Source organism: Labrys sedimenti (assembly GCF_034424805.1).
In the GTDB taxonomy this organism is placed as follows: Bacteria; Pseudomonadota; Alphaproteobacteria; order Rhizobiales; family Labraceae; genus Labrys; species Labrys sedimenti.
Genome location: NZ_JAXOUF010000005.1, coordinates 47870 through 71015 on the forward strand (window position 1 = coordinate 47870; position 23146 = coordinate 71015).

The window sequence follows — 23146 nt, forward strand, 5'->3', positions numbered from 1 at the left end:
GCCCCTCATCCCCCTGCCGGGACCTCTAGTCAACTCAAGAGAGTTGACGACACCCGCAAGGGGAGAAGGAATTTTATCGGGTGAGCACAGCGCGAATCAGCGGTTGCGCCCACCGGCCGCGACCTATGGCATTTTGGCCCCTTCTCCCCTTGCGGGAGAAGGTGGCGGCAGCCGGATGAGGGGTTTCTCAACCTCCCACGCGCCTTGCCTGCGGCAGATAGAGATTGATCGTGGTGCCCTCGCCCGGCGCACTGACGATACCGAGGCGCCCGCCGGCCTGGCGCACGAAGGCATCGACCATGGCGAGGCCGAGGCCGTTGCCCTCCCCCGAGGGCTTGGTGCTGAACAAGGGTTCGAGAGCCCTGCGCCGGACCGCCAGCGGCATGCCCTGTCCCGTATCGGTCGCCGACAGCAGTACATAGGAGCCCGGCAGCAGCCCCGAAGCCACGCGGGCATCTTCGGCCGCCACCAGGAGGTTGCGAGCGGCAAAGACGAGGCGCCCGCCTTCGGGCATGGCGTCGCGGGCATTGAGGGCGAGATTAAGCAGGCTCGGCTCGAGCTGGCCGGTCGGAATCTCGACCGGCTGGAGATCCTCCGCCACCTCGAGAACCACCGTCACCCTGTCGCCCAGCGTGCGGGCGAGAACCCGCATCAGGGGCGGCAGTTCCCTGCCGAGATCGACGACCGCCGTCTCGTCCATGCGCCTGGCCCCGAAGCTGAGGAGGCGCGAGGCCAGCTCGGAGCCGGACCGCGCGGCGTCGAGCGCATCGGCGACGAGTTCATGCAGCTCCGGCTGGCCGTCCAGCCGTTCCTGCAGCCAGCGCAGGTTGGAATAGAGCACGGCCAGGATGTTGTTGAAGTCATGGGCGATGCCACTGGCGAGCTGGCCCATCGCCTCCAGGCGCTGGGTCTGGCGGAGGCGCTCGGCAATCCGCCCCTTCTCCTCCACCAGGCGGATGCGCTCGAAGCAGCGATCGAGCAGGGCCAGCAATTCCTCGGTGTAGAAGGGCTTGGAGAGGTAGTCATAGGCGCCCGCCTTGAGGGCCTCCACCGCCGTCTCGATCGAGGCATAGGCCGTGACCATCACGCAGACGAGATCGGGGCTGCGCTGGCGCAGGGTGCGGACGAGATCGACGCCATCGCCGAGGCCCAGGCGGACGTCGACCAGCGCCACGGCGATACGCTCGCGGCCGAGCATATCCAGGGCCGCCGCCGAGTCATGGGCAATCGGGGTGTGGTAGCCTTCCAGGCGCAGCAGGCCGGCGAGGCTGGAGGCAAAATCGACGTCGTCGTCGACGATCAGCACGCAGCGCGTTCCGGCCTCCTCGCCCCCGGGGGAAGTTCCCGACGCGCCGATGATGTCCGCCGGCAGTTCGCTATCTTCGTCCTTCATGGCCGGGCCGCCGGAACACAAGGCAGGACCAGCGATATCAACGCGCCCTCGCCTGGCTCGCTTTCGACCCTGACCTCGCCGCCATGCTGTTCGAGGATACGCTTGACCAGCGGCATGCCGAGCCCGACACCGAAGGCCTTGGTGCTGAACAAGGGCTCGAAGATGCGATCGACCACCTCCGGGGACATGCCGCTGCCCTTGTCGGCGATGGCGAGCACCATCCGTTCCCCTTCCCGGCGCGTGGAAATGGTGATGGCTCCCTCGTCCGGTACCCGGCCCTCGCAGGCCTGCATCGCGTTGACGAGCACGTTGGAAAAAGCCTGGCGGAGCCGTTCGGCGTCGGCAGGCACGGCACAATTCGCCTTGAGGTCGAGGGTGATCAGGGCGCGGATGGCCGCTTCCTGCTCGCCGGCCTGCTGGCGGACCCAGGCATCGATGGCGACCGGCGCGAGCACCAGCGGGCGCTTGCGCGAGAAGTCGAGCAGATCCTCGATGATGCGCACGCAGCGCCAGGCATTGCGCTGCAGGCGCTGCAACTCGCCCATCACCGGCTCGCCGGCGTCGCGTAGCGAACGCCTGAGCACATCCGCCGAGGTCACCAGCGTGCCGAGCGGATTGCGCAATTCATGGCTCACCGTGGCTGTCATCTGGCCGATCGCCGCCAGGCGTTCATTGCTCGCCAATTCCTGCTGGGCCTGGTGCAGGCGTCCCAGCGAAGCGACGAGGTCGCGCTCGGCGAGTTCGCGGCTTTCATGCGAGAGCACGATCCACCAGGCGCCGATGCCGAGCAGCGGCAGCAGGGCCAGGAAGACCCGGAGCAGCAAGGCGCCACTGTCGAGATGCGGCTCCTCGGCACCGGGTTCGATCAGGCGGTAGGTGATGAGGAAGACCGCGGCGGTAACGATGGTCAGCGCAAATCCCACCCCGCCGACCTTGAGCAGGCGCTGGCCCATATGCGGGGCGATCTTGCCGATCAGCGTGCGCCCGAAATAGCGCGAGCGCTGGTCCTCCAGCACCCCGCCGGGTGATTTGCAGACATCATGGCAATGCGAATCCAGGCTGCAGCACAGCGAGCAGATCGGCCGGTCGTAGAAGGTGCAGTGCACCATGTCGGGGCGCTCGTAGTCGAGGCCGCAGATCTCGCATTTGACGATGGCCTGCCGGCGGGCGGCCACTTCCTCCCGAGGGCGCGCGAGATAGTAACGCCCACCGGTCGCCACGCCGATCGCGACCGCGCTGACGAGTGCGGTGAAGAACGCGATCGGGGCCGCATAGGCCTCGGCCAACGTGCCGAAACTGCCGATGAAGCAGAGCACGGCGACGATGGAGGCGAGTGCCATCGAGCCGCAGCCGACCGGGTTGAAATTGTGGAGATAGGCCCGCTTGAACTCGGTGAAGGGCGGGCTGATCTTGAGCGGCTTGAGGATGGCGAGATCCGCGAAGATCGAGCCGATCCAGGCCGAGGCAATGATGGAATAGACGGCCAGCACCAGCGCCAGGGTCTGGAAGATGCCGAGCAGCATCAAGAGCAGCGAGATCAGGATGTTGAAGATCAGCCAGACCACCCGGCCCGGATGGTAGTGGGTGACACGGGAGAAGAAGTTCGACCAGGCGAGCGAACCGGCATATGCGTTGGTGACGTTGATCTTGACCTGCGAGATCAGCACGAACACCACGGCGGCGGCCAGCACCACGGCCGTATCGGTGCTCACATATTCATAGGCCTTGATATACATGTGGACCGGTTCGAGGGCCGTCGCCTGCGGCAGGCCCGAGCTGACCACAAGCACGGCCAGGAAGCTGCCGCACAGGATCTTGAAGCCGCCGACCACGATCCAGCCCGGCCCTGCCGCGATCACCGCCGTCCACCAGCGCCAACGGTTTTCCTCGGTCTTGTCGGGCAGGAAACGCAGGAAGTCGACCTGCTCGCCGATCTGGATCGACAGGGCACCGAGCACGCCGATCGCCGAGCCGAAAGCGAGGAGATTGAACCCCTCTCCGCCTGCCGCGCTGCCGGCGAAGGCAACCCATTCGCCAAGCGTGCCGGGATGACCGACAGCGATATAGACGAAGGGGAGCAGGTGCAGGGCGATCCAGACCGGCTGGGTGATCATCTGCAGCTTCGAGATCATGGTGACGCCCATGAAGGTGATCGGGATGATCACCAGCGAGGAGATGATGTAGCCAAGCACCAGCGGCACATTGGCGAAGAGCTTCAGCGCCTGCGCCATGATCGCCCCTTCCAGGGCGAAGAAGATGAAGGTGAAGGTGGCGTAGATCAGCGAGGTGATGGTCGAGCCGATATAGCCGAACCCTGCCCCGCGGGTAAGCAGGTCCATGTCGATGTTGTAGCGGCTCGAATAATAGGCGATCGGCGTCGAGGTCACGAACACGAACAGGCAGGTGACCAGGATGGCCGGGAAGGCATTGGCGAAACCATAGCTCAGCGTGATGGTGCCGCCGATCGCCTCCAGCGCCAGGAAGGAAATGCCGCCGAGCGCCGTATTGGCGATGACGAAAGGCGACCAGCGCCGGAAGGACCTGGCCGCATAGCGCAGCGAATAGTCCTCCAGCGTCTCGTTGGCGATCCAGGAATGGTAGGACCGCAAGGCAGGCAGGCGCGGAATGTCCACTAAAGGACCCGCCCGGAACGGCGCTTGCGCCTCAGGCCGACCGTGTCAGACATGCCTCTCCCCTCCCGGCCCGGGCGGCGCTTTCATGCGGCGGCGGCGGGCTCGACACGGTCCGCGATCCCGGTGTTACCGGATTGAAGCGGCCGAATCTCCTTCGCTCCGACAGTATCATCCCTCGGCGTCGGTATTGTGATCCGCCCCCGCGGATACCGCAAGGCGGCGCCCGCCATTTCCGGGAGCACGGATGAAGGCGTTCACAGGCGCTGACTTGAGGGGTTGGGCAAGATGAGGCGGTTGGCGATAAAGCTCGACATATGAGCCCCCTCGCCCCGTTCTTACGGGGAGAGGATCGAGGTGAGGGGCTGCTCCAAGGGTGTGATTTATGAGGTCGAGCTGCCCCTCATCCTTACCTTCTCCCCGTAAAGACGGGGCGAAGGGGTGATTGGCGCCGCGCCCCTCGCCTCAAGTTAATGCCTACGGAAGACGTCCACCCTGCCGGAAACCCAATCTTGGATCTTGACGGAGCGCCTCGCTATTCCTATAAATGAGCATGTACTCACTCAAATGAAGTCGAACCGTGGCACGGCCCCTCAGCGAAGCAAAGCGCCAGGCGATCCTGGCATCCGCCACCCGGTTGGTGGCGGCCATGGGGATCGGCGCGCCGACGGCGAAGATCGCCCAAGGCGCGGAGATCGCCGAGGGCACGCTGTTCAAATATTTCGCCAACAAGGACGAGTTGCTCAACCAGCTCTATCTGACCCTCAAGACCGAACTCGGCGGCACCATCATGCAAGGCTTCCTCCCGGATGCCAGCATCAGGGAGCGTGCCTGGCACATCTGGAGCCATTGGATCGACTGGGGCGCGAAATATCCGGTGAAGCGCAAGGCCATGCGCCAACTCGGCGTATCCGAGCGCATCACTCCGGCCACCAGGCAGGCCGGCAGCGCGGCTTTCCGCGATGTCAGTGCTGCCTTCGAACAGGCCCATGCGCTGGGCCCGCTCAAGGACCAGCCCATGGCGTTCCTGAGCGCCTCCTTCGAGGCGCTCGCGGAGACGACCCTGGAATTCACGGCGCGCGATCCGGAAAGGCGGGAAGCCTACAAGCAGGCCGGCTTCCAGATCTTCTGGAGCGGCCTGGGAAGCTGACGGCGGCTTGAAAAACGAAGCTGTTTTACAGGTTAAATGAGTGAGTGCACACTCTTTATTTACCGAAACGGGAAGTGAATCATGTCTAAGATCTGGCTGATCACGGGTGCCAGCCGCGGGCTGGGGCGTTCGATCCTCGAAGCGGCGCTGGCCGCCGGCAACAAGGTGGTGGCGACGGCACGCGATCCGGAGCGCCTTGCCGACCTCAAGCGGCTTTATGGCGACAACCTGCTCAATCCGGCGCTCGACGTCACCAATCCGGCCATGGCCCGCCGCGGCGTCGACGTTGCCGTGGCGGCCTATGGCGGCCTCGATGTCCTCGTCAACAATGCCGGCTTCGGCCATCTCAGTCCCTTCGAGCAGACCGGGGAGGAGGACTTCCGCTCCCAGGTCGAGACCAATTTCTTCGGCGTGGTCAATTTGATCCGGGTGGCGCTGCCGGTGATGCGCAGCCAGCGATCCGGCCACATCATCAATATCTCCTCCGTCGGCGGACGCGTCGCCACCCCCGGCCTCAGCGCCTATCAGGCTGCCAAATGGGCGGTGGGCGGCTTCACCGAGGTGCTGGCCCAGGAGGTCGCGCCCTTCGGCGTCAAGGTCATCGCCCTGGAGCCCGGCGGCATGCGCACGGATTGGGGTTACACGGCCCGTGACGCTGCCAGCGACATCCTGCCCGACTATGAGCCCAGCGTCGGCGCGGTCCTGAAGCGCATGAAGGCCTATGTCGGCAACGAGGTCGGCGACCCCGAGAAGATCGCCAGGCTCGTCGTCGACATCTCCACCCGCGAGACACTGCCGGCTCACCTGCTCCTGGGCAGTGACGCGCTCCACGTCTTCCGTCAGGCGGAGACGGCCCGGCAGAAGGCCGCAGCAGATTGGGCCGAGGTCAGCGCCTCCACCGACTTCGACGGCGCCGAACTTCCGGCCTTGCTGAGGGCCTGACACAATGAGTGCAACCAGCCTGGACTGGACCACCCGTGACATGCCGCCCCAAAAGGGGCGGCGCGTCCTGATCACCGGCGCGACCGGCGGCCTCGGCTACGAGACGGCCCTGGCCCTGGCACGGACGGGTGCCGATGTCCTGCTGACCGGGCGCAACCCAGCCAAGGGGCAGCAGGCGCTCGCCCGCATCCGCGCCCACAGCCCCGCCGCCACCATCCGCTACGCAGACCTCGATCTGGCAGATCTCGACGCCGTCGCGACCTTTGCGGCCCGCCTCGGCGACGAACAGGATGCGCTGGACCTTCTCGTCAACAATGGCGGCGTAATGACGCCGCCCGTCCGTCACGAAACCCGAGATGGCTTCGAACTGCAGTTCGGCACCAACTATCTCGGCCATTTCGCCCTCACCGGCCGGCTGCTACCCCTGCTACGCCGCGGCAAGGCCCCCCGCGTCGTCAATCTTAGCAGCGGCGCTCACCGGCTGCTGGCCGATATCCATTTCGACGACCTGCAATGGCGTAAAAGCTACAAGCCCTGGCGGGCCTATGCCCAGTCCAAGCTCGCCATGATCCTGTTCGCCTTCGAACTGCAGCGGCGCAGCAACGCCTTCGGCTGGGGCCTCACCAGCAATGCCGCCCATCCCGGCTATGCTGTCACGGATCTGCAGACCAGCGGACCGCGCCTCGGCCGCAGCCGCCCCCACCCGATGGCGTGGCTGACAAGGCTGATGCAGCCGCTGATGTCCCAATCCGCCGCCGAGGGGGCGTTGCCGACGCTGTTCGCAGCGACAGCGCCCGAGGCCTTGCCGTCAGGCTATTACGGTCCTCAGAATATGTTCGAGCTCAGGGGGCCGGTCGGGGACGCCAGGGTCGGCGACAAGGCTCGCGACCCCGCCCTCGCAGCCCGCCTCTGGACCATTTCCGAAGAACTGACAGGTGTGACATGGCCGAACCATCAGCCCAGCTTCGTTTGACCGATCCCGGCACGTCCTGTGCCGATTTCTCCCGCTTCTTCCGGGCCTGGATCGCCAGCCCGCTGCGCGTGGCAGCCGTGGCGCCCTCCAGCGACGCGCTCGCCCGGGTAATGACCCGCGAGATCACGCCGGCGCACGGCCCCGTGCTGGAACTCGGCCCGGGCACCGGCGTGTTCACCCGCGCCCTGCTGGCACGCGGCATCGCCGAAGGCGATCTCACCTTGATCGAATTCGGCGCCGACTTTGCCCGCATGCTGGAACGCCGCTTCCCCCGTGCTCGCATCCTGTCGATGGATGCCGCCCATCTTGCCCGGCATGCGCTTTATCAGGGCCGTCCCGTCGGTGCCGTGGTCAGCGGCCTGCCGCTGCTGTCGACGCCGCCCGACAAGGTGGCGGATATCGTGGCGGGCGCCTTCCACTATCTGCGCCCGGATGGCGCCTTCTACCAGTTCACCTATGGTCCGCGCTGCCCGGTTCCCCGCGCCGTCCTCGCCGATTTCGGCCTGCAGGCAAAACGCATCGGAGGCGCCCTCTGGAACCTGCCGCCAGCCGCAGTCTACCGGATCACGAGAGCAAAACGCATTTGAGCAAGGCGCCGTGGCAATGGCGGTGGCCGCAGCGTCTGATCATCAGGCGACGGCCGGCTGCCCGCCCGGCAATACCGGTGTTCCTTGTGATCCCGGGCTCACCTGTGAGCCCGGGATCACCACGGTCTGCATTCCGTCCGCGAAGCGGATGCCGGCGGCCTGCAGGGCGACCTCGATGCGCTTATAGGCCTCGGCCCGCACGTCGAACTGCTTGCCCGGCGCGGTCTGGAACTTGCAGCGGAAGATCTTGATGCCGGGATCGATGCGGTAGAGCTTGGCTTTCAGCGGCTCGCGGATCAGCGGGCCGATATCGGGATCGGCCTGCATTCCTTCGCCCACCTTCTTGATGAGCTTGCGCACCTGTTCGGAATCCACGCCCACCGGCAGCGGCAGGTTGAACTTCTCGATCACCCAATCGCGCGAATTGTTGCGCACCGTGCCGAGCGAACCATAGGGCACGAAATGCAATGGGCCATTGTGGTGGCGCAGCGCGACGGTACGCAGGGTGATTCGCTCCACCGTGCCCTTGGTGCTCGATCCGCTCTCGATATATTCGCCGATGCGGAAGACGTCCTCGACCAGATAGAAGATGCCGGCGATGATGTCGCGCACCAGAGCCTGGGCCCCGAAGCCGACGGCGAGGCCGAGCACGCCGGCGCCGGCCAGCAGCGGGGTGATCTCGATACCCAGCGTCCACAGGGCGGAGAGCACCAGCAGCACCAGGAGCACGATGGCGCTGGTCATGCGCAGCAAGGGCAGCAGGGTGCGCAGGCGCGCATTGGGGCCGGGCTCGGCATGCGGGTCGAAGGGCCCGATGGCACGCAGGCGCCGATCGATCAATTCGCGGATGGCGACCCAGCCGACATTGACCACGAGCGCCAGGCCGGCGACGCCGAGCAGGTGCAGCACGAAGCGCATCAGCGGACTGTCGCTGCCCGCCATGTTGCGCATCGGCGCGTCCAGGGCAAGGAGGGCGGCGGCGATGCCGGTGAGCACCACGACATAGCGCGACAGCGCCAGCACGATGTTCGGCAGCAGGCCGGCACCGATGGTGTTGCCGTCCGGCGTCACCTCCTCGGGCCAGAAGAAGAACACCCAACGCCTGAGCCGCATCTGCACCGCCGCGACGATGGCCAGGATCGCCAGCAACGTCGCGAGCGTCGAGCCGGCCGCCAGCCAGACGCCGTAGATACCGAGGATCAGCGCGGCGGCGAGAAAGCCATAGGGAAATCGCGGCAGCAGCCGGCCGCTTGCCCTGACGACGGCCCGGCTCCGTCTCAACCCGGTCAGAACGCCGGCCAGCACGATCACCGTGATCAGAGTGGCGGCGATCACCCGCACCGTTGAAGCCGCATGCGGCGCGCCGGCGACATATTCCAGGAGTTCGGGCAGGAGATGGCTGAGGGCGAGCAGGAAGCCCATGCCGACAAAGGCAGCCACGAAGCGCTTGGCCCGGGCGGGGTCGATGTCGCCGAGCCGCAATTGCGGATGGCCGGGCGCGGCAATGATGTCCGCCATGAGCCAGGCCAGGCGCACGAACACGATGAGCAGGATCGAGGCGATCACGAAGCCGTCGAAACCGGACGGCCAATCGAAATAAGCGGCGGCGCCGACAATGGCCACCACGAACAGGACCAGGCCAAAAGCCCGCAGGCCGAGGCGCCGCATGGCGAGGCTGAAAGCCTCGCGGCGGCTCGTGACGGCAGCCGCCTCCAGCGCGATCACCGCCGGCGTGGCATAGGTCCAATAGAGCCATTCGGCCCCCGCGCCGACGATGAGCAGGATGAGGCCATAAGTCAGCGTGACGATGCCGTTGCCGGTCGGCATCGCGGTGGAGACGTCCGAGGCAAGGCGGGCGAATTCGCCGGGTGCCAGGGTGAGACTGTTGGCAATGCCGGAGAGACGATGCTTGGCAGCCTGCAGCAGGCTGGCCACGAAGGCCGAAAGCTGCCCCTGCGGGACCGTCTGGTCCTGGATCAGCGCGGCAGCGGCGAGCGTTTCCGCTTGCGCCCGCTGCAGGACCAGGCTGGCAATCGAAGCGCCTGCCAGGATAGAAAGGATGCTGCGTATCCTCATGGCGCGGCCTGAGACGCGATGGGTTGCGATATGGCCCCGCCGGCCGAAGCCGCCGTCCAGCCCGCAGGATCGCGTGCCGCGGTGACGTCGGCATGGGCCGGACGCAGGCGGCTGATCGAAACGGACTCACCCAGCAATCGGGCCTGGCAGGCCAGGCGCTGGCCGGCACCGGCATGAATGCGCGCAAGCGTCGCCCGTTCGTCGACACCGATCGGCGACAGATTGGCCTCCCCTTCGTCGACGGCGACCACGCAGGTCCCGCACCGGCCGCGGCCCCCACAGACATGGGCATGGGGAATGCCGCTGGACAGGCTGATCTCGAGCAGGGAGAGGCCGGGCCGTCCCTGGGCGAGAAGATTGCCGTCATAATGCACGCCGACCACTCGCTGCCGGTTCTTCAGCACACGGCTCAGCATCACACCGCAGGCCAACAGCACCAGGCCGGCATAGGCCAGCAGGGTGGCGTCGCGGATAGTGGCAATCTCGGCCTGCGCCGCGCCGAAACGCCCCATGCTGGCAGCGATCGCCGCCTGCCATTCGGGCTCGGCGGCAAGCCTGGCCATGGCATCCTTGCCGCCCTGCACGAAGCCGAGCAGGGCGGCCACCGGCAGGATGAAGAACAGCGGCGTCAGGATCAGGCCGAGGCGCCGCCAGACCGGCTTGAGCACCAGCCAGGTATAGAGCCCCACCGCGCCATGCACCCAGACCACAACCACGGCGAGCACCTGCAAGAGGGCATTGGCCGGGGCGAAATGCCAGTAGGCCGCCAGCACCAGGCCGAAATCGGGCTTGAAGCCCGCATCGATCAGGCTGAACACCTGTGCGAACAGGATGTGGTTGATCAAAAGGGGCGTGGCGAGCAGGCCCAGCACGATCTGCACCCAGTCCGTGCGCGACAAGGCCAGGCTCCGCCGCTTGGCAATCGCCATGAGGCCGAGGACGCCATGCACCGCTGCCGCGGCCGACAGCAGCGCCAGGCCCGGCATGGTGCGCCAGGGCAATTGCAGAAACGGCTTGGCCTGCTCCATGGCCTCGATGGAGATCAGGCCGAGGGCCGCGTTGACGAGGTGCATCGTCACGAAGACGAGCAGTACGAGCCCGGCGATCAGCCGCAGCCGTCGCTGCAGCGGGCGCATGTGCTGGGAAAGGGGAAGCGCCGACAAGGGACCCGCCTGCCGCTTGAGTTCAGTGCCGCCATCATCCTACGAAATCCGTAAGATTCAATCTCGGCGATGACGCCTTTTCCTGGGAGCGCGGAATGCTGCAAAGGAAGGCCGCTGGCGACGATGCCGCCGGGCTGCAGCAGGCCAGCCGCCACCGGCGGCAGCCAGAGCACCGTCTCCGCATCGACCTCCGCATAATTGGTCTCGATGTCGGCATGCACCAGCGCGGCGCCGATGCCGGCGAAGCGGGCGGCGGTTTCCCGGATTTCGCCGAGCACCAGGTCTTCCTCGGAGGGGATCGAGCTCTTGTGCGCCCCGAGCGCCCGGTCGAAGGCGACGATGCGGCGGCCAGGCAATCTTTCACGCAGATGGTCGAAAGTCCGCCCATTGCCGAGCCCGAGTTCAAGCACCGGGCCGGGCAGGCCAGCGACGAGGCCGCAGACATGGTCGAGCACGTCGCGCTGGGCGCTCACCCGGCGGATGAAGCTGTCGAGCCGGCTCACGGGCGCTGCTCCGCCAGCACCGGCGCCGGCACGGCGGCCGCACGAGGCCCCGCCAGCACGCCATCGAACTTGCCGGCCAGTACCGCAATGCCCGCTTCGAAGGAAAAAGCCTCGCGCACGCGCCGATAGGCACCCTCGCCCAGGCGCTGGCGCAAGGCCGGATCCGTGGCCAGGGTCCACAGCCCCCCGGCGAGGGCCGCCGGATCGCCCGGCGGTACCAGCAGCCCTTCCTCGCCCTCCCGCACGAATTCCGGCACCCCTGCGAAACGCGTGGAAAGGATGGGCAGGGCCTGCGTCGACGCTTCCATGATCACGTTGGGCAGCCCGTCGCGGTCACCGCTTTCGCCTTCCTTGCAGGGCAGCACGAACAGGTCGGCGGCACGCAGGGCCTCGATCACCTCGCCTTGCGCCAGCCCCCCGCGCCAGATGATGCGATCGGCCAGGCCGAGCCGCTCGGCCTGGGCCTGCAGCGCCTTGCGCAATTCGCCGCCGCCGATATGGGTGAGGCGCCAAGAGAGGCTCGGGGGCAGTTGCGCCAGCGCCGTGAGCAGGTCATCGAAGCCCTTCTTGGCGACGGCGCGCCCCACCGTGACGAATTCGACCGGCGCTTCGGCATTGCTGCCGTCGCGCCACGGCCGTTCGGCCGGCGGCGCGGGAAAGCGGCCGAGATCGAGGCCGTGATAGACGAGGCTGACCCGATCGGGATCATCCGCCGGCGCGAGGCGCTGCAGGGCCTCGACCCCGCCGCGCGTGCAGGTGACGCCCCATTGGCTGTCGGCGATCTTTTCGCGCTTCTCCCAATCCGTGGTGGTCCAGATATCCTTGGCGTGCGCGGAGAAAGAGAAGGTCCGCCCGGTCAGCAGGGCGGCATAGCGCGCCACCGAGGCCGGCGTGTGCAGGAAATGCACATGGATATGGCGGATGGCCGGATCGAGCTCCCGCGCCATCACCAGGGCCTGGCCGAGGCGGCGGCCGCGGCTGGCGCTGAAATCGCGCCGGAGATCGCGCAGGAACAATCCCATCAGCTTGAAAAGCCTGGGACGCCTGAGGGCACTGAGCGCGCCCCTCAGCACCCGCAGCGGCGCCTGATGCAGATATTCGGGCAAATAGACCGGTCGAGCCTTGATCTGCTGGTTCAGCATGTGCACCGCCCCGTCCGTCGGCTGGCGCAGCGACCAGATCTCGAAGGCAAAGCCCGCCTGCTCCAGCGCCAGGATCTCCTGGGCGATGAAAGTCTCGGACAGGCGGGGATAGCCCTTGACGACGATGGCGATGGGAGAGCGGGTGGAAGACATCAAGATCCGTTGGGGAGAAGCCGGGTCGGAGACAACCCGTGCACCCGGCGAAAGGTCAGGTCCCGGCCACACGGCCGAGCGGGACGGCATTCAGCCTGGCCTCGAACCAGGGCGTCGCCAATTGCTCGATACGGTCGAGGCCCTCGAGCAGATGCGGCAAGAAGGCCTTGGACGGCAAGGGCTGGTTGGGCAGGTTGCGGATGGCCTGCGCCATCTCCAGCGGATCGCGGCGAGCGCCCGGATTGAGGTTGTTGCCGTCGAGCATGGAGACCAGCCCGAGGCGGGTGGCGTGCTCGGCGCGGATCGTCTGTTCGCGCCGGGGCGTGGTGCGCGGCACGATCAGCGCCCGTTTGTCGAGCGAGAGGATCTCGCAGAAGGTGTTGTAGCCGCCCATCGAGACGATGCCCTGGGCCTTCACCATCAGATGCTCGATCTTAGCGTCGAAGGTGATGGCATCGACATTGGGCAGGCGGGCGATACGTTCCATGAAGGGACCACGCCGGTCGCGGGCGACGAACGGCCCGAATACCAGTAAAGCCGGCGTCGGAATGCCGGGATCGCGCTCATAGGCGGAGAGCACCCAGTCGACCAGTTCATGCCCGTCGCCGCCGCCGCCGGTGGTGACCAGCACGAAGGGGCCCTTGGTCAGCCTGGGATAGCGGATCAATTGCGGCTGGGGTGGCAGTTCGCGGCGCAGGAAGCCGGTATAGACGATGCGCCGGTGGACATGCTCGGGCAGGTCGAGTCCGGCCAGCGGCTCGTAGATCTCGCGCAGGCCATAGACCCAGATGTCGTCGTAATAGCGCACGAGCGCGTCGACGGCGCCCTTGCGCTCCCATTCGGGGGCTAGCACCGAGGGTTCGTCCATCACGTCGCGCACGCCGAGCACGATCCGGGCGCCGGCCCGGCGCAGTTCCTCGAGCGCCGGCAGCAATTCGCCGCGGAAACCGGTAGGTTCCTTGTCTACGATCACCAAGTCCGGCTTCAATGCGCGGGCCGTCTGCAGGATGATGCCCTCGCGCATCGCCACCGCTTCGTCGAGCGACAGGTTGAGGCTGAGCGTGGTGTAGTTGCCGTCGGCATGTTTGACCACGCCCGGTACGCGCACATAGTCGACCCCGTCGCCGAATTCGAAGCTGCCGATTACCGGCGAGCCGGAGATGATGACGATCGAGGCGTCGGGGTGGCGTTCGACCAGGCGATTGGCGATGGCCCGCGAGCGCCTGAGATGGCCGAGGCCGAACGTATCATGGCTGTAGATCATCACGCGCGGGCCGCCGGAGCTGCGTTGCGCGCGACGGGACATTCCCGGCCCGGGCTGATGCAACATGACGACTAGCCCCCCGAGCCTTTGCTGGATGCTCTACGCATTAATACCCATTTCGATCCTGATCGATGCCGTATGGCGGCTCGCGCCAAACAGCACGGCCAGCCAAGCGGCGCAGCCACCGGCCGATACCACTTTAAGTTCATCATAAACATACCGCGTCGCAGCGACAACGGGCAGATGGCGGCATTCTCAGTGTCGTGAACGCCTTGCCAGCCCCGACAGCGCGACACATAAGCATGAACGCTAAACATGGTTATGTAACAAGCTTTTGTCAGCTAACATGGCAGCCTCGTTGACGGATGGCCTGCAAGCTCCTACTTCCACGACACTGGAAACAGGTGTCACCCGTTGGACCCTAGCCTCTTTCGATATGTCTGGCGGCACTCGCGCGGCGAGCAGATCTTCCTGCTGCTGGTGATTCTTGCGTCCTTGCCTTTCTATTGGATCTCGCTGGAAGTCCCCAAGCACATCGTCAACCAGGCGATCCAGGGCGGCGCCTTCGAGGGCGGCAAGCAGACCGCGCGCCTGTTCGAAATGTCGCTTTCCCTGCCCGATTTCCTCGGCGGCACCACCTGGCGGGTCTTCGACGGCATCGAGCTCACGCGGGTCCCCTTCCTGTTCGCCCTCAGCCTGTGGTTCCTGGTGCTGGTGCTGATCAATGGCGCCTTCAAATATGTCATCAACATTCGCAAAGGCATCTTGGGCGAGCGCATGCTGCGGCGCCTGCGCTTCGATCTCTTCTCGATCCTGATGCGTTTCCGGCCTGAGGACATCGCCCCGCTGAAGCCAGCCGAGGTCGCCGGCATGATCAAGGACGAGGTCGACCCGATCGGTGGCTTCATCGGCGACGCCTTCATCCAGCCGATCTTCCTGATCACGCAGGCCGGCACCGCCCTGCTCTTCATCATGATGCAGAGCCCGAGCCTGGGCCTGGCCGCCCTCGTCGTCGTGCTGGCCCAGGCGATCATCATCCCGATCCTGCGGCGCGAACAGATCCGCCTCGGCCGCGAGCGCCAATTGGCGTCACGCCAGCTCGCGGGACGAATCGGCGAGGCGATCGAAACGGCGCCGGCCTTGCACACTTTCGGCGCCACGCGCTATGTCGAGGCCGAAATCGGTGACCGGCTCGGCGGCCTCTACAGGATTCGTGCCGACCTGTTCCGCCGCAAATTCGCGGTCAAGTTCCTCAACAACCTCCTGGCCCAGCTCACGCCCTTCATCTTTTATGCGGCAGGCGGCTATTTCGCCTTGATCGGCACCGTGAGCATCGGCTCCCTGGTTGCCGTGATCAATGCCTACAAGGATCTTCCTGCCCCCATCAACGACCTCATCACCTGGGACCAGCAGCGCCAGGACGTGCAGGTCAAATATGAGCAGGTCTCGGCACAGTTCTCGCCGGAACGCCTGCTGCCCCCGGCCAATGGCAAGGCCAAGGAAATTCCGCCCGCCGACACGCCGATCCAGCTCACCTCGGTGAGCGTGCAGGATGCCCGCGGCGTCTCGCTGCTCGACCGCCTCTCCCTCACCCTGGAACGGCCTGGCCATATCGCCCTGGTCGGGCCGGCCGGGGCAGGCCGCGATATCCTGGCCCGCATCCTCGGGCGCCAGTTCCTGGCCTATCAGGGCAGCGTGACGATCGGCGAAGCCGAGATCTCGTCCTTCTCCGACCTCGAACTCAGCCAGATCCTGTCCTTCGTCGGCCCCGATCCCCTGCTCTCGCCCGGCTCGATCCGCGACAACATCCTGTTCGCCGCCCAGCGCCGCCCGCCCTCCCTCGGCGACATTTCGGTGCTGGTGTCCGACAATGTGCAATACAAAACCTTCCTGGAGGCTCGCCGCTCCGGCAATCCCCTGGTCTCCGCCGACGCCGACTGGACGGACTACCAGGCTCTCGGCGTGGCCGGCCCCCAGGAGGTCGATGCGGCGATTCGCAGGGCACTCGACGCTGCCGGCGCCTTCGCGGACATCAACCGCTTCGGTGTACGTGGCCGCTTCGACGACAGCCACAGCGACGCCTTCCTCGAGCCTTTCGTGCGGGCACGCCAGGTCGTCCGCGAGCGCCTGGCAAGCAAGGGCATGTCCCATCTGGTCGACCCCTTCGACCCGCAGCTCTACAATGCCGGCGCCTCGGTCGGCGAAAACCTGCTCTTCGGTGTGCCCAAGGGCAAGAAGCTGCATATGGACAGCTTGCAGCGCAACCCGTTCATGCGCTCCATCCTCGAGGCCGAGGCCCTGCTGGAGCCCCTGATCGATTTCGGCCTGCGCGTGGCGGAAATGGCTGTGGAGACCTTCGCCGGCCTGCCGCCCGAGCATCCGGTGTTCGAACGCTATTCGGCGATTCGTCCCGAAGACCTGCCGCGCTTCCAGGAAATCGTGGATTCCGTGCATGCGCGCGGTACCACGCGAGCCCTCTCGTCCTCGGCGCGCACGCGGCTTCTCGGTGCGGGCCTGGCCTATATCGAGCCGCGCCATCGCCTGGGCCTGATCACCGAGGCCTTCACGGCTCGGGCGCTGCGGGCGCGCCACAGCTTCCGTAACCACCTGCCATCGCAATACAGCGACGAGATCGAGTTCTACGATCCCGCGCGCTACATGCGCGCCGCGCCGGTGGGCGACAACATCCTGTTCGGGCGCATCAGCTACGGCATCGCCAATGCGCCGGAGCGGGTCTATGCGCTGGCGCGCGGCGTGGTCGAGGAACTCGGGCTCGACAAGGATATCTTCGCGCTGGGGCTGAATTTCGAGGTCGGCAAGAATGGCTGGCAGCTGCAGCCGGCCCAGCGCGCCCGCATCGCCATCGCCCGGGCTCTGGTCGCAAATCCCCAGATTCTGGTGATGGAGAATGCTCTTCTGGCCTTTTCCAGCTCGGAGGCGGAGGAGCTTCTCCACGGTGTGCGCAACGCCATGCAGGGGCGCACGCTGATTGCAACCGTCGCGAGCAGCGGCCAGGCCGAGGGATTCGACCGGATCATCGAATTCGATGGGCCAAGAATCGTCACTCGCGATATTGTTACTCTTGCGCAGAGTGCCTAAATGATGCTTGGATTGCATCTGGATTTTGCCTCGATTGCTCAACGAGGGGTTGCTAAGCGTTTTGCGATATGAGGGAGTCACCTCGAATCGCAAAGGCGCGTCGGAACAAGGAGCTAGAGCAAATGGGCGTTCACACTTGAGCGCGCTTTGCTCCAGGGTTGAGCGGGGAGAGGGACCTTGGATCTCGATCTGGAAGTCAAAACCATCAGGAACGCACCGATCTTCACGGGCATCGACCCGTGTAAGATGAGGTTGCTCGCCTGCATGAGCGAGCAGTTGACCTTCGAGAAAGGCGATTATCTTTTCAAGGTCGGCGAGATTCCTGATGCCGCCTACGTCATTCTCAAGGGCGACGTCGAACTGCTCGCCCAGAACGGCGAGAATCTCATGGCCATTGGCACCGAAGGCCCAGGCGCCATGATCGGCGAAGTCGCGGTCCTCTGCGACGCACGCCGCTTCACCTCGGCGCGGGCCCATACCGACATTTCGGTCATGCGTATCAACAAGGACTGCCTGCTGCGCATGATGCAGGACAATCCGCAGTTCTCGATGTCGATCGCCAAGGAACTGGCACGCCGCGTCATGCAGATCGCAACGCAGGATGCCCGCATCCTGACGCATTGACTTGCCGCACACGGACGGTACGCCCTGCCGCCACGATATCGTGGCGGCTGTTCGTCGTCTGGCAAGTGTATCCGTAATTGCTTGCATCGCAACAGCTGGGCTTGGGACCCGGTTGCGCCCATGGCGCCATGCTCTCCCTTGGAACCGAGCGCGCTGACGCGCCGTTTGGTTTCGATTGCGTTTCGACACATCTTTGCGCTTCGATGCCTCCACCCGATCGAAAGACGCCCGAGGAGCCATCATGACCCTAACGCTCGACCGCCTTCGTGCCGAAACTCCCGGCGTTGCCAACCGCATCCATCTCAACAATGCCGGCGCGGCCCTCATGCCGGCGCCGGTGGTCGATGCGATGGCTTCCTATCTGCGGCGCGAGGCCGAGATCGGCGGCTACGAGGCTGCCGAGGAATCGGCAGCCCGCCTCGACAGCATCTATGACAGTTTGGCGCGCCTCGTCGGCGGTGCCCGCGACGAGATCGCCTTGACAGAGAACGCCACCGTCGCCTGGCAGATGGCATTCTACGCCCTTCCCTTCCGGCCCGGTGACCGCATCCTCACCACCACGGCCGAGTATGGCGCCAATTACGTCGCCTTCCTGCAGGTCGCCAAGCGGACCGGCGCAGTGATCGAGGTCATTCCCGACGATGCCGACGGCGTGCTCGACCCCGCTGCGCTCGAGGCCATGATCGACGACCGGGTCCGCTTGATCGCCATCAACTGGATTCCCACCAATGGCGGACTGGTCAACCCCGCCGCCGCCGTGGGCGCCGTGGCCCGGCGCCATGGCATTCCCTATCTGCTCGATGCCTGCCAGGCAGTGGGGCAGATGCCCGTCGACGTCGAGGCCCTTGGCTGTGACATGCTGTCGGCAACGGGCCGCAAATTCCTGCGCGGGCCGCGCGGCACCGGCTTCCTCTATGTGCGCCGCGAGCTCTGCCTCGCGCTCGAGCCGCCGATGATCGACCATTTCGGCGCGACCTGGATCGACAGGGACCACTATCGCCCGCGAGACGACGCCAGGCGCTTCGAAAGCTGGGAGAACAACTACGCCGCCCGGCTCGGCCTCGGCGTCGCTACCGATTATGCTCTCGCCGTCGGCATCGAGGCGATTCGCGATCGCTGCCAGGCGCTGGCGCAACGGCTGCGGGCGGGCTTGCGATCGCTCCCGCGCCTGCACGTCTTCGATCTCGGCCCAAATCCGGCGGCCATCGTCTCCTTCGCGGTCGACGGCCTGGAGGCGGACGAGGTCCGCACGCGCGCCACCGAAGCCGGCATCAATCTCAGCATCTCCAGGCCGGGCAGCACCTTGCTCGACGCGCTCGCCCGCCATCTGCCGATCTTGGTGCGGGCATCGCCGCACTACTACAACAGCGAGGACGAGATCGACGCCCTGCTCGCACTGCTGGAGAAGATGCGCTGACGGCAGGTTCCCACCGGTCTGCGGGCCGGAATGGCGGAGGGTGGCCGCGGATCGCAAAGTCGCGTCGAAACAAAGAGCTAGAGTAAAATTGCGTTTTCGCTAAAACGGGCTTTGCTGCCAGGCCCGCACAGGCCCCCTTTGACCGACTGCCGCATCCCGGCACTCATCTTCACGAGTTCGACCGCATGAGCGACACCGAGAGCGCACCCGGGCAAATCGAGTGGCGATTGCCGCGGGAGCGCGAATTGCGGCTATGGGCCGGCGTCGTGCTGTTCGCCTTCGTGACTACCCATCTGCTCAACCATGCCCTCGGCGTGTTCGGCGTGACGACCATGGAGGCCGTGCAGCGCTGGCGCATCTGGGCCTGGCAATCCTATGGCGGCACCGCGCTCCTCTACGGAGCGCTGCTGACCCATGCCACGCTCGCCCTCAAGCGCCTGACCACGCGGCGCATTTCGCGCATGCCGCTCGAGGAACTGGTGCAGATCGCCCTCGGCCTCGCCATTCCCTATTTCCTGATCTCCCATGTGCTGGGCACCCGCATCACCTCGCTCTACGGCTACAGCGAAAGCTATGGCGAGGTGTTGACGCGGATCTGGCAGGGCGGGCCGGCCAAGCAGATCCTGCTGCTGCTCTGTGCCTGGACGCATGGCTGCATCGGTATCGGCCAGGTGCTGCGCAGCCGGTCTTTCTATGCTCGCTGGCGCGACCTGCTGATTCTGGGCATGGGCATGCTGCCTACTTTGGCCCTGGCAGGCTTCTTCTCCGCCAGCCGAGAGCTGGAGGCAGCCGGACGCACGCCTTCGCCGATCGCGGCCGACCACACCATGGCCCTGCTGGTCGCCGGCCAATGGCTGTTGCTCGGCCTGGCCGCCGTGATCGCCTTCGTCGCGCTGGTGATGATTCTCAGGGTGTTGCTGCGGCTGCGGTCCGGCACGGTCTCCATCCGCTATGTCGGCCACGGCACCTTCAAGATCCCGCGCGGCACCACCGTGCTCGAAGCCAGCCGCGCCAATGCCATCCCCCACCCGGCCCAGTGCGGCGGGCGCGGGCGCTGCTCGACCTGCCGGGTCGCCGTTACCTCGGATGCGAGCACCCTCCCGGCCCCGAGCAAGGCCGAGCGCACCATGCTGGAGCGCATCTCGGCGCCCGCCAATGTGCGCCTTGCCTGCCAGCTTCGTCCCGACCATGATATCTCCGTCCAGATCCTGCTGCCGATCGTACCGACAGGCATGCGCGGGCGCAGCGGCGACGATCTCTATCGCTGGGGGGCCGAACGCGAAATCACTGCCCTCTTCGTCGACATCCGTGCCTTCAATGCGATGACACGGCTGCAGATTCCCTACGATATCGTGCTGTTGATGAATCGCTTCGTGCAGGAAATGACTCAGGCGGCCGAGGCCCATGGCGGGCGGGTCGACGCCTTTGCCGCTGACGGGCTGATCGCGGTCTTCGGCTTGGGAGACGAGCCCTCCCGCGGCGCCGCCGATGCCATCAGGGCGGCCCGGGGCATGCTCAAGAGCGTGGAAGGCCTCAACTCCGAATTCGGGGCGGCCCTTTCGATCCCCCTGAGGGTGGGCATCGGCATCCATTCCGGCCCCGCCATCATTGCCCGCGTCGGCGACAGCGAGCGCGGCATGCGCCTGGTCGCGCTCGGCGACACCGTCACCATCGCCGGCCGGCTGGAGGCCGCCACCAAGGACTATCTCACCGACTGCCTGATTTCCGAAGAAACGATGCAGCGGTCGGGCATGTCACTGCGGCGCCAGAACGGCAAACATCTGCATATCGTCGGCCGCGACAAGCCGATCACGCTCTATACGCTCGACGAAACACCTGTGCCGGCGGAGTGAGGGGCCGAAGCCCTGCAACATCCCGCTCCGGGCGGCAATTCCAGGCTGGGTCTTGGCGCCTCCCGGCACAGACCGACAAGCCTTTTTCCGGCATTCGGTACGCCGCATCTCGCCTCAACCACCATCACTCGAATTTGAGCACGGCCTGTCGCACTCCCGCCAAATCTGCGCTACACACGGGCTCAAGCCACCGGCCTTGACCCGGTGTGCCCAATGGAGAAGACCGTGCTTGACCTGACTGCGATTGGAACCAAGTCCGCCGCCCCCAAGCTGCTGCACCGCGTGCGCGACAGGGTGACGGACCAGATCCAGAAGTCGCCCCTGGCCCGCAAGGCGTTCACCTACGCCGCCAGCCATATTCCGCTTCGGTATTTCAAGAAATTGCCGACGATCATCGTCGTCGACGTCACCAATTCGTGCAATCTGCGCTGCCCGGTCTGTCCGGTCACCTTCGCCATGACGCGCCCGCGCGGCCTGATGAAGATGGAGATCTTCCGGCAGATCGTCGACGATTTCGTCGACGAACCGCTCAAGCCGGCGATGTATTTCAATTTCTCCGGCGAGCCGACCATGAACAAGGCCCTGCCCGAGATGATCGCCTATGCCAACGAGCGTGGGCACGATACCTTCGTCTCGACCAACGCCACCAAGCTCTCCTCCGAACTGATCGAGAAGATGTTGCTGGCCGGGCTCGGCCGGATCAATCTGTGCATCGACGGCTTCGATGCCGAGGCACAGGAATCCTATCGCGTCGGCTCGAAGTTCGAGCAGGTGAAGGCCAATATCGAGAACTTCCTCGCCATCAAGCAGCGCCTCGGCAATACCAAGACGGTGACCGTGCTACAGACGCTGCTGACCTCCTATTCGGAGAAGCAGATCGACGCGATGGTCGAATGGGCCGACAATATCGGCTTCGACCAGGTACGCTTCAAGACCTTCAGCCTCGGCTCCTACACCGACGACGACCAGCAGACGAAATACGGTCACCTCGTGCCGAAGAACCACGATCTGCAGCGCCACCAGAACGAGAAGATCAGCCTCCTGTGCGACGTGCCGCTCTACCAGACCGTGGTGTTCTGGGAAGGTGACCTCGGCCTGTGCTGCATCGACTATGACCGCATGATCAAGTTGCCCAATGTCGACAAGGTCGGCTTCAAGCAGGCCTATCTGTCGGACGAGGCGGCCAAGGCCAGGCGCCATGGCTATACCAAGCAGTTCGACATCTGCCAGAGCTGCTCCTATTCCAACGCCGATAATATGGGCTTCAAGATCAAGCTCAACAAATTGCGCCGGCAGAGGGCCGTCGAGCTGCAGAGCAAAGCGGCGTGAACACCCGGTTGCGGAACGTCGCCGGCGCGAGCTTCGCCGTCGCCGACGACAAGGACGGCTTCTGGGACAAGGCCGAGAGCGGGGCCTGGGAACCCGAGACATTGGCGAGCGTGCATGCGCTGGCCGGTCCCGGCACGCTGTTCATCGATATCGGCGGCTGGATCGGACCGATCACCCTGACGGCCGCTGCACTCGGGGCCGATGTTCTTGCCTTTGAGCCCGATCCACGCGCCTTCGAACTCATCAGCGCCAATATCGCCGCCAATCCGGTGCTGACATCGCGTATCCGCCTCCACCATGCCGCGGTATCTCCGACGCCGGGACGTGTCAGGCTGGGCTCTCCCAAAAAGCCCGGCGACAGCATGGGCAGCATCCTGGCAGCCGACAGCGGCGCCGCGCTGTGGGACGCGCACGCCATCCTGCCCACCGACATCGCGGCCATGGCGGGCGATGCCGAGCGCCTCGTGCTCAAGATGGACGTAGAGGGAGCCGAGTATCAGCTCCTGCCGCATCTGGCTTCGCTCCTCGGCCCGCGCACCGTGGCAGCGCTGATCGCCTTCCATCCCCGCCTGCTCGCCAAATCAGGCCGTACGGCCGATGAGATCGAAGCCTTGACGGCGACGGCCCAGTCGGCACTTGCCGCCTACAGGCTGCAAAGCCTCGATTGCGAGGGGGCGCCAATATCCCGGCAGGTCAATTCCACTGTGCTGGCAACGCGAAAGTAGCGATTTGCCGGGACGGGGCCATTGACCGGCTCCTCCGCCTGTGTCGTGAATTGGTTGCAATCCGGTCGGCAGCACGCGCTATGTGCGACTGCCGCTCGGCCGCCTGGGCAAGGCGCGTTCGCG

The 23146-nt window shown here is 65.7% G+C and carries 17 protein-coding genes; 10 read left to right on the forward strand and 7 right to left on the reverse strand.

Features of this window, described 5'->3' with window-relative positions:
- Positions 1 to 187: 187 nt before the first annotated feature.
- Positions 188 to 1393, reverse strand: coding sequence for a response regulator (locus tag U1R88_RS17160; protein ID WP_322432334.1), 1206 nt, complete (start codon positions 1391 to 1393; stop codon positions 188 to 190).
- The gene (locus U1R88_RS17165; RefSeq protein ID WP_322432335.1) at positions 1390 to 4026 is read right to left on the reverse strand and encodes an ATP-binding protein; all 2637 of its coding nucleotides are present in this window, start codon (positions 4024 to 4026) and stop codon (positions 1390 to 1392) included. Before U1R88_RS17165 ends, U1R88_RS17160 begins: the two co-directional genes overlap by 4 nt.
- 577 nt (positions 4027 to 4603) lie before the next feature.
- Here U1R88_RS17165 and U1R88_RS17170 point away from each other — a divergent pair.
- The 4 genes from U1R88_RS17170 to U1R88_RS17185 all read left to right on the forward strand — a co-directional run bounded on the left by U1R88_RS17170 (position 4604) and on the right by U1R88_RS17185 (position 7675).
- Complete coding sequence (locus U1R88_RS17170) at positions 4604 to 5173, forward strand: TetR/AcrR family transcriptional regulator (RefSeq protein WP_322432336.1); 570 nt, start codon at positions 4604 to 4606, stop codon at positions 5171 to 5173.
- A gap of 81 nt (positions 5174 to 5254) precedes the next feature.
- The gene (locus U1R88_RS17175; RefSeq protein ID WP_322432337.1) at positions 5255 to 6115 is read left to right on the forward strand and encodes an SDR family NAD(P)-dependent oxidoreductase; all 861 of its coding nucleotides are present in this window, start codon (positions 5255 to 5257) and stop codon (positions 6113 to 6115) included.
- Between the two features lie 4 nt (positions 6116 to 6119).
- Positions 6120 to 7088, forward strand: a complete 969-nt coding sequence (locus U1R88_RS17180) for an SDR family oxidoreductase (RefSeq protein ID WP_322432338.1) — start codon at positions 6120 to 6122, stop codon at positions 7086 to 7088.
- A complete protein-coding gene (locus U1R88_RS17185; RefSeq protein ID WP_322432339.1) occupies positions 7058 to 7675 on the forward strand; it encodes a class I SAM-dependent methyltransferase in 618 nt (205 codons plus the stop codon). The genes U1R88_RS17180 and U1R88_RS17185 overlap by 31 nt, the downstream gene beginning before the upstream one ends.
- 42 nt (positions 7676 to 7717) lie before the next feature.
- Here U1R88_RS17185 and U1R88_RS17190 read toward each other — a convergent pair whose 3' ends face one another.
- Genes U1R88_RS17190 through U1R88_RS17210 form a run of 5 tightly spaced genes read right to left on the reverse strand, consistent with a single transcriptional unit; the run spans position 7718 to position 14018 of the window.
- Positions 7718 to 9751, reverse strand: coding sequence for a mechanosensitive ion channel domain-containing protein (locus U1R88_RS17190; protein ID WP_322432340.1), 2034 nt, complete (start codon positions 9749 to 9751; stop codon positions 7718 to 7720).
- Positions 9748 to 10914, reverse strand: coding sequence for a 2Fe-2S iron-sulfur cluster-binding protein (locus U1R88_RS17195; protein WP_322432341.1), 1167 nt, complete (start codon positions 10912 to 10914; stop codon positions 9748 to 9750). The genes U1R88_RS17190 and U1R88_RS17195 overlap by 4 nt, the downstream gene beginning before the upstream one ends.
- Entirely contained in the window at positions 10857 to 11417 is a 561-nt protein-coding gene (locus U1R88_RS17200) for a class I SAM-dependent methyltransferase (protein ID WP_322432342.1), read from the reverse strand. Before U1R88_RS17200 ends, U1R88_RS17195 begins: the two co-directional genes overlap by 58 nt.
- Positions 11414 to 12712: a glycosyltransferase family 4 protein gene (locus tag U1R88_RS17205; RefSeq protein WP_322432343.1), complete on the reverse strand. Its 1299-nt coding sequence runs from the start codon at positions 12710 to 12712 to the stop codon at positions 11414 to 11416. Before U1R88_RS17205 ends, U1R88_RS17200 begins: the two co-directional genes overlap by 4 nt.
- 55 nt (positions 12713 to 12767) lie before the next feature.
- Positions 12768 to 14018 carry a glycosyltransferase family protein gene (locus tag U1R88_RS17210; RefSeq protein WP_322432344.1) on the reverse strand — a complete coding sequence of 417 codons (1251 nt, stop codon included), beginning with the start codon at positions 14016 to 14018 and terminating at the stop codon, positions 12768 to 12770.
- A gap of 372 nt (positions 14019 to 14390) precedes the next feature.
- Between U1R88_RS17210 and U1R88_RS17215 the strand changes: the two genes are divergently transcribed.
- From U1R88_RS17215 to U1R88_RS17240, 6 genes are all read left to right on the forward strand, one after another.
- Positions 14391 to 17075 (forward strand): ABC transporter transmembrane domain-containing protein, encoded by a 2685-nt coding sequence (locus U1R88_RS17215; protein WP_322432345.1) that lies wholly within the window; start codon positions 14391 to 14393, stop codon positions 17073 to 17075.
- A 177-nt stretch (positions 17076 to 17252) separates the two neighbouring features.
- Complete coding sequence (locus U1R88_RS17220) at positions 17253 to 17699, forward strand: cyclic nucleotide-binding domain-containing protein (protein ID WP_322432346.1); 447 nt, start codon at positions 17253 to 17255, stop codon at positions 17697 to 17699.
- A gap of 241 nt (positions 17700 to 17940) precedes the next feature.
- Positions 17941 to 19116, forward strand: a complete 1176-nt coding sequence (locus tag U1R88_RS17225) for an aminotransferase class V-fold PLP-dependent enzyme (protein ID WP_322432347.1) — start codon at positions 17941 to 17943, stop codon at positions 19114 to 19116.
- Between the two features lie 185 nt (positions 19117 to 19301).
- Positions 19302 to 20969 (forward strand): adenylate/guanylate cyclase domain-containing protein, encoded by a 1668-nt coding sequence (locus U1R88_RS17230; RefSeq protein WP_322432348.1) that lies wholly within the window; start codon positions 19302 to 19304, stop codon positions 20967 to 20969.
- 225 nt (positions 20970 to 21194) lie between these two features.
- Positions 21195 to 22298, forward strand: coding sequence for a radical SAM/SPASM domain-containing protein (locus tag U1R88_RS17235; protein ID WP_322432349.1), 1104 nt, complete (start codon positions 21195 to 21197; stop codon positions 22296 to 22298).
- Positions 22295 to 23023, forward strand: coding sequence for an FkbM family methyltransferase (locus tag U1R88_RS17240; RefSeq protein WP_322432350.1), 729 nt, complete (start codon positions 22295 to 22297; stop codon positions 23021 to 23023). Before U1R88_RS17235 ends, U1R88_RS17240 begins: the two co-directional genes overlap by 4 nt.
- The last annotated feature ends 123 nt before the right edge of the window (positions 23024 to 23146 follow it).

Excerpts from the sequence above, each read along its gene's own strand:
- U1R88_RS17180 (WP_322432338.1), top strand. The coding sequence starts at position 6,120 with ATGAGTGCAACCAGCCTGGACTGGACCACCCGTGACATGCCGCCCCAA.
- U1R88_RS17225 (WP_322432347.1), top strand. The coding sequence starts at position 17,941 with ATGACCCTAACGCTCGACCGCCTTCGTGCCGAAACTCCCGGCGTTGCC.
- U1R88_RS17210 (WP_322432344.1), bottom strand. The coding sequence starts at position 14,018 with ATGTCCCGTCGCGCGCAACGCAGCTCCGGCGGCCCGCGCGTGATGATC.
- U1R88_RS17160 (WP_322432334.1), bottom strand. The coding sequence starts at position 1,393 with ATGAAGGACGAAGATAGCGAACTGCCGGCGGACATCATCGGCGCGTCG.
- U1R88_RS17185 (WP_322432339.1), top strand. The coding sequence starts at position 7,058 with ATGGCCGAACCATCAGCCCAGCTTCGTTTGACCGATCCCGGCACGTCC.
- U1R88_RS17175 (WP_322432337.1), top strand. The coding sequence starts at position 5,255 with ATGTCTAAGATCTGGCTGATCACGGGTGCCAGCCGCGGGCTGGGGCGT.
- U1R88_RS17205 (WP_322432343.1), bottom strand. The coding sequence starts at position 12,712 with ATGTCTTCCACCCGCTCTCCCATCGCCATCGTCGTCAAGGGCTATCCC.
- U1R88_RS17230 (WP_322432348.1), top strand. The coding sequence starts at position 19,302 with ATGAGCGACACCGAGAGCGCACCCGGGCAAATCGAGTGGCGATTGCCG.
- U1R88_RS17190 (WP_322432340.1), bottom strand. The coding sequence starts at position 9,751 with ATGAGGATACGCAGCATCCTTTCTATCCTGGCAGGCGCTTCGATTGCC.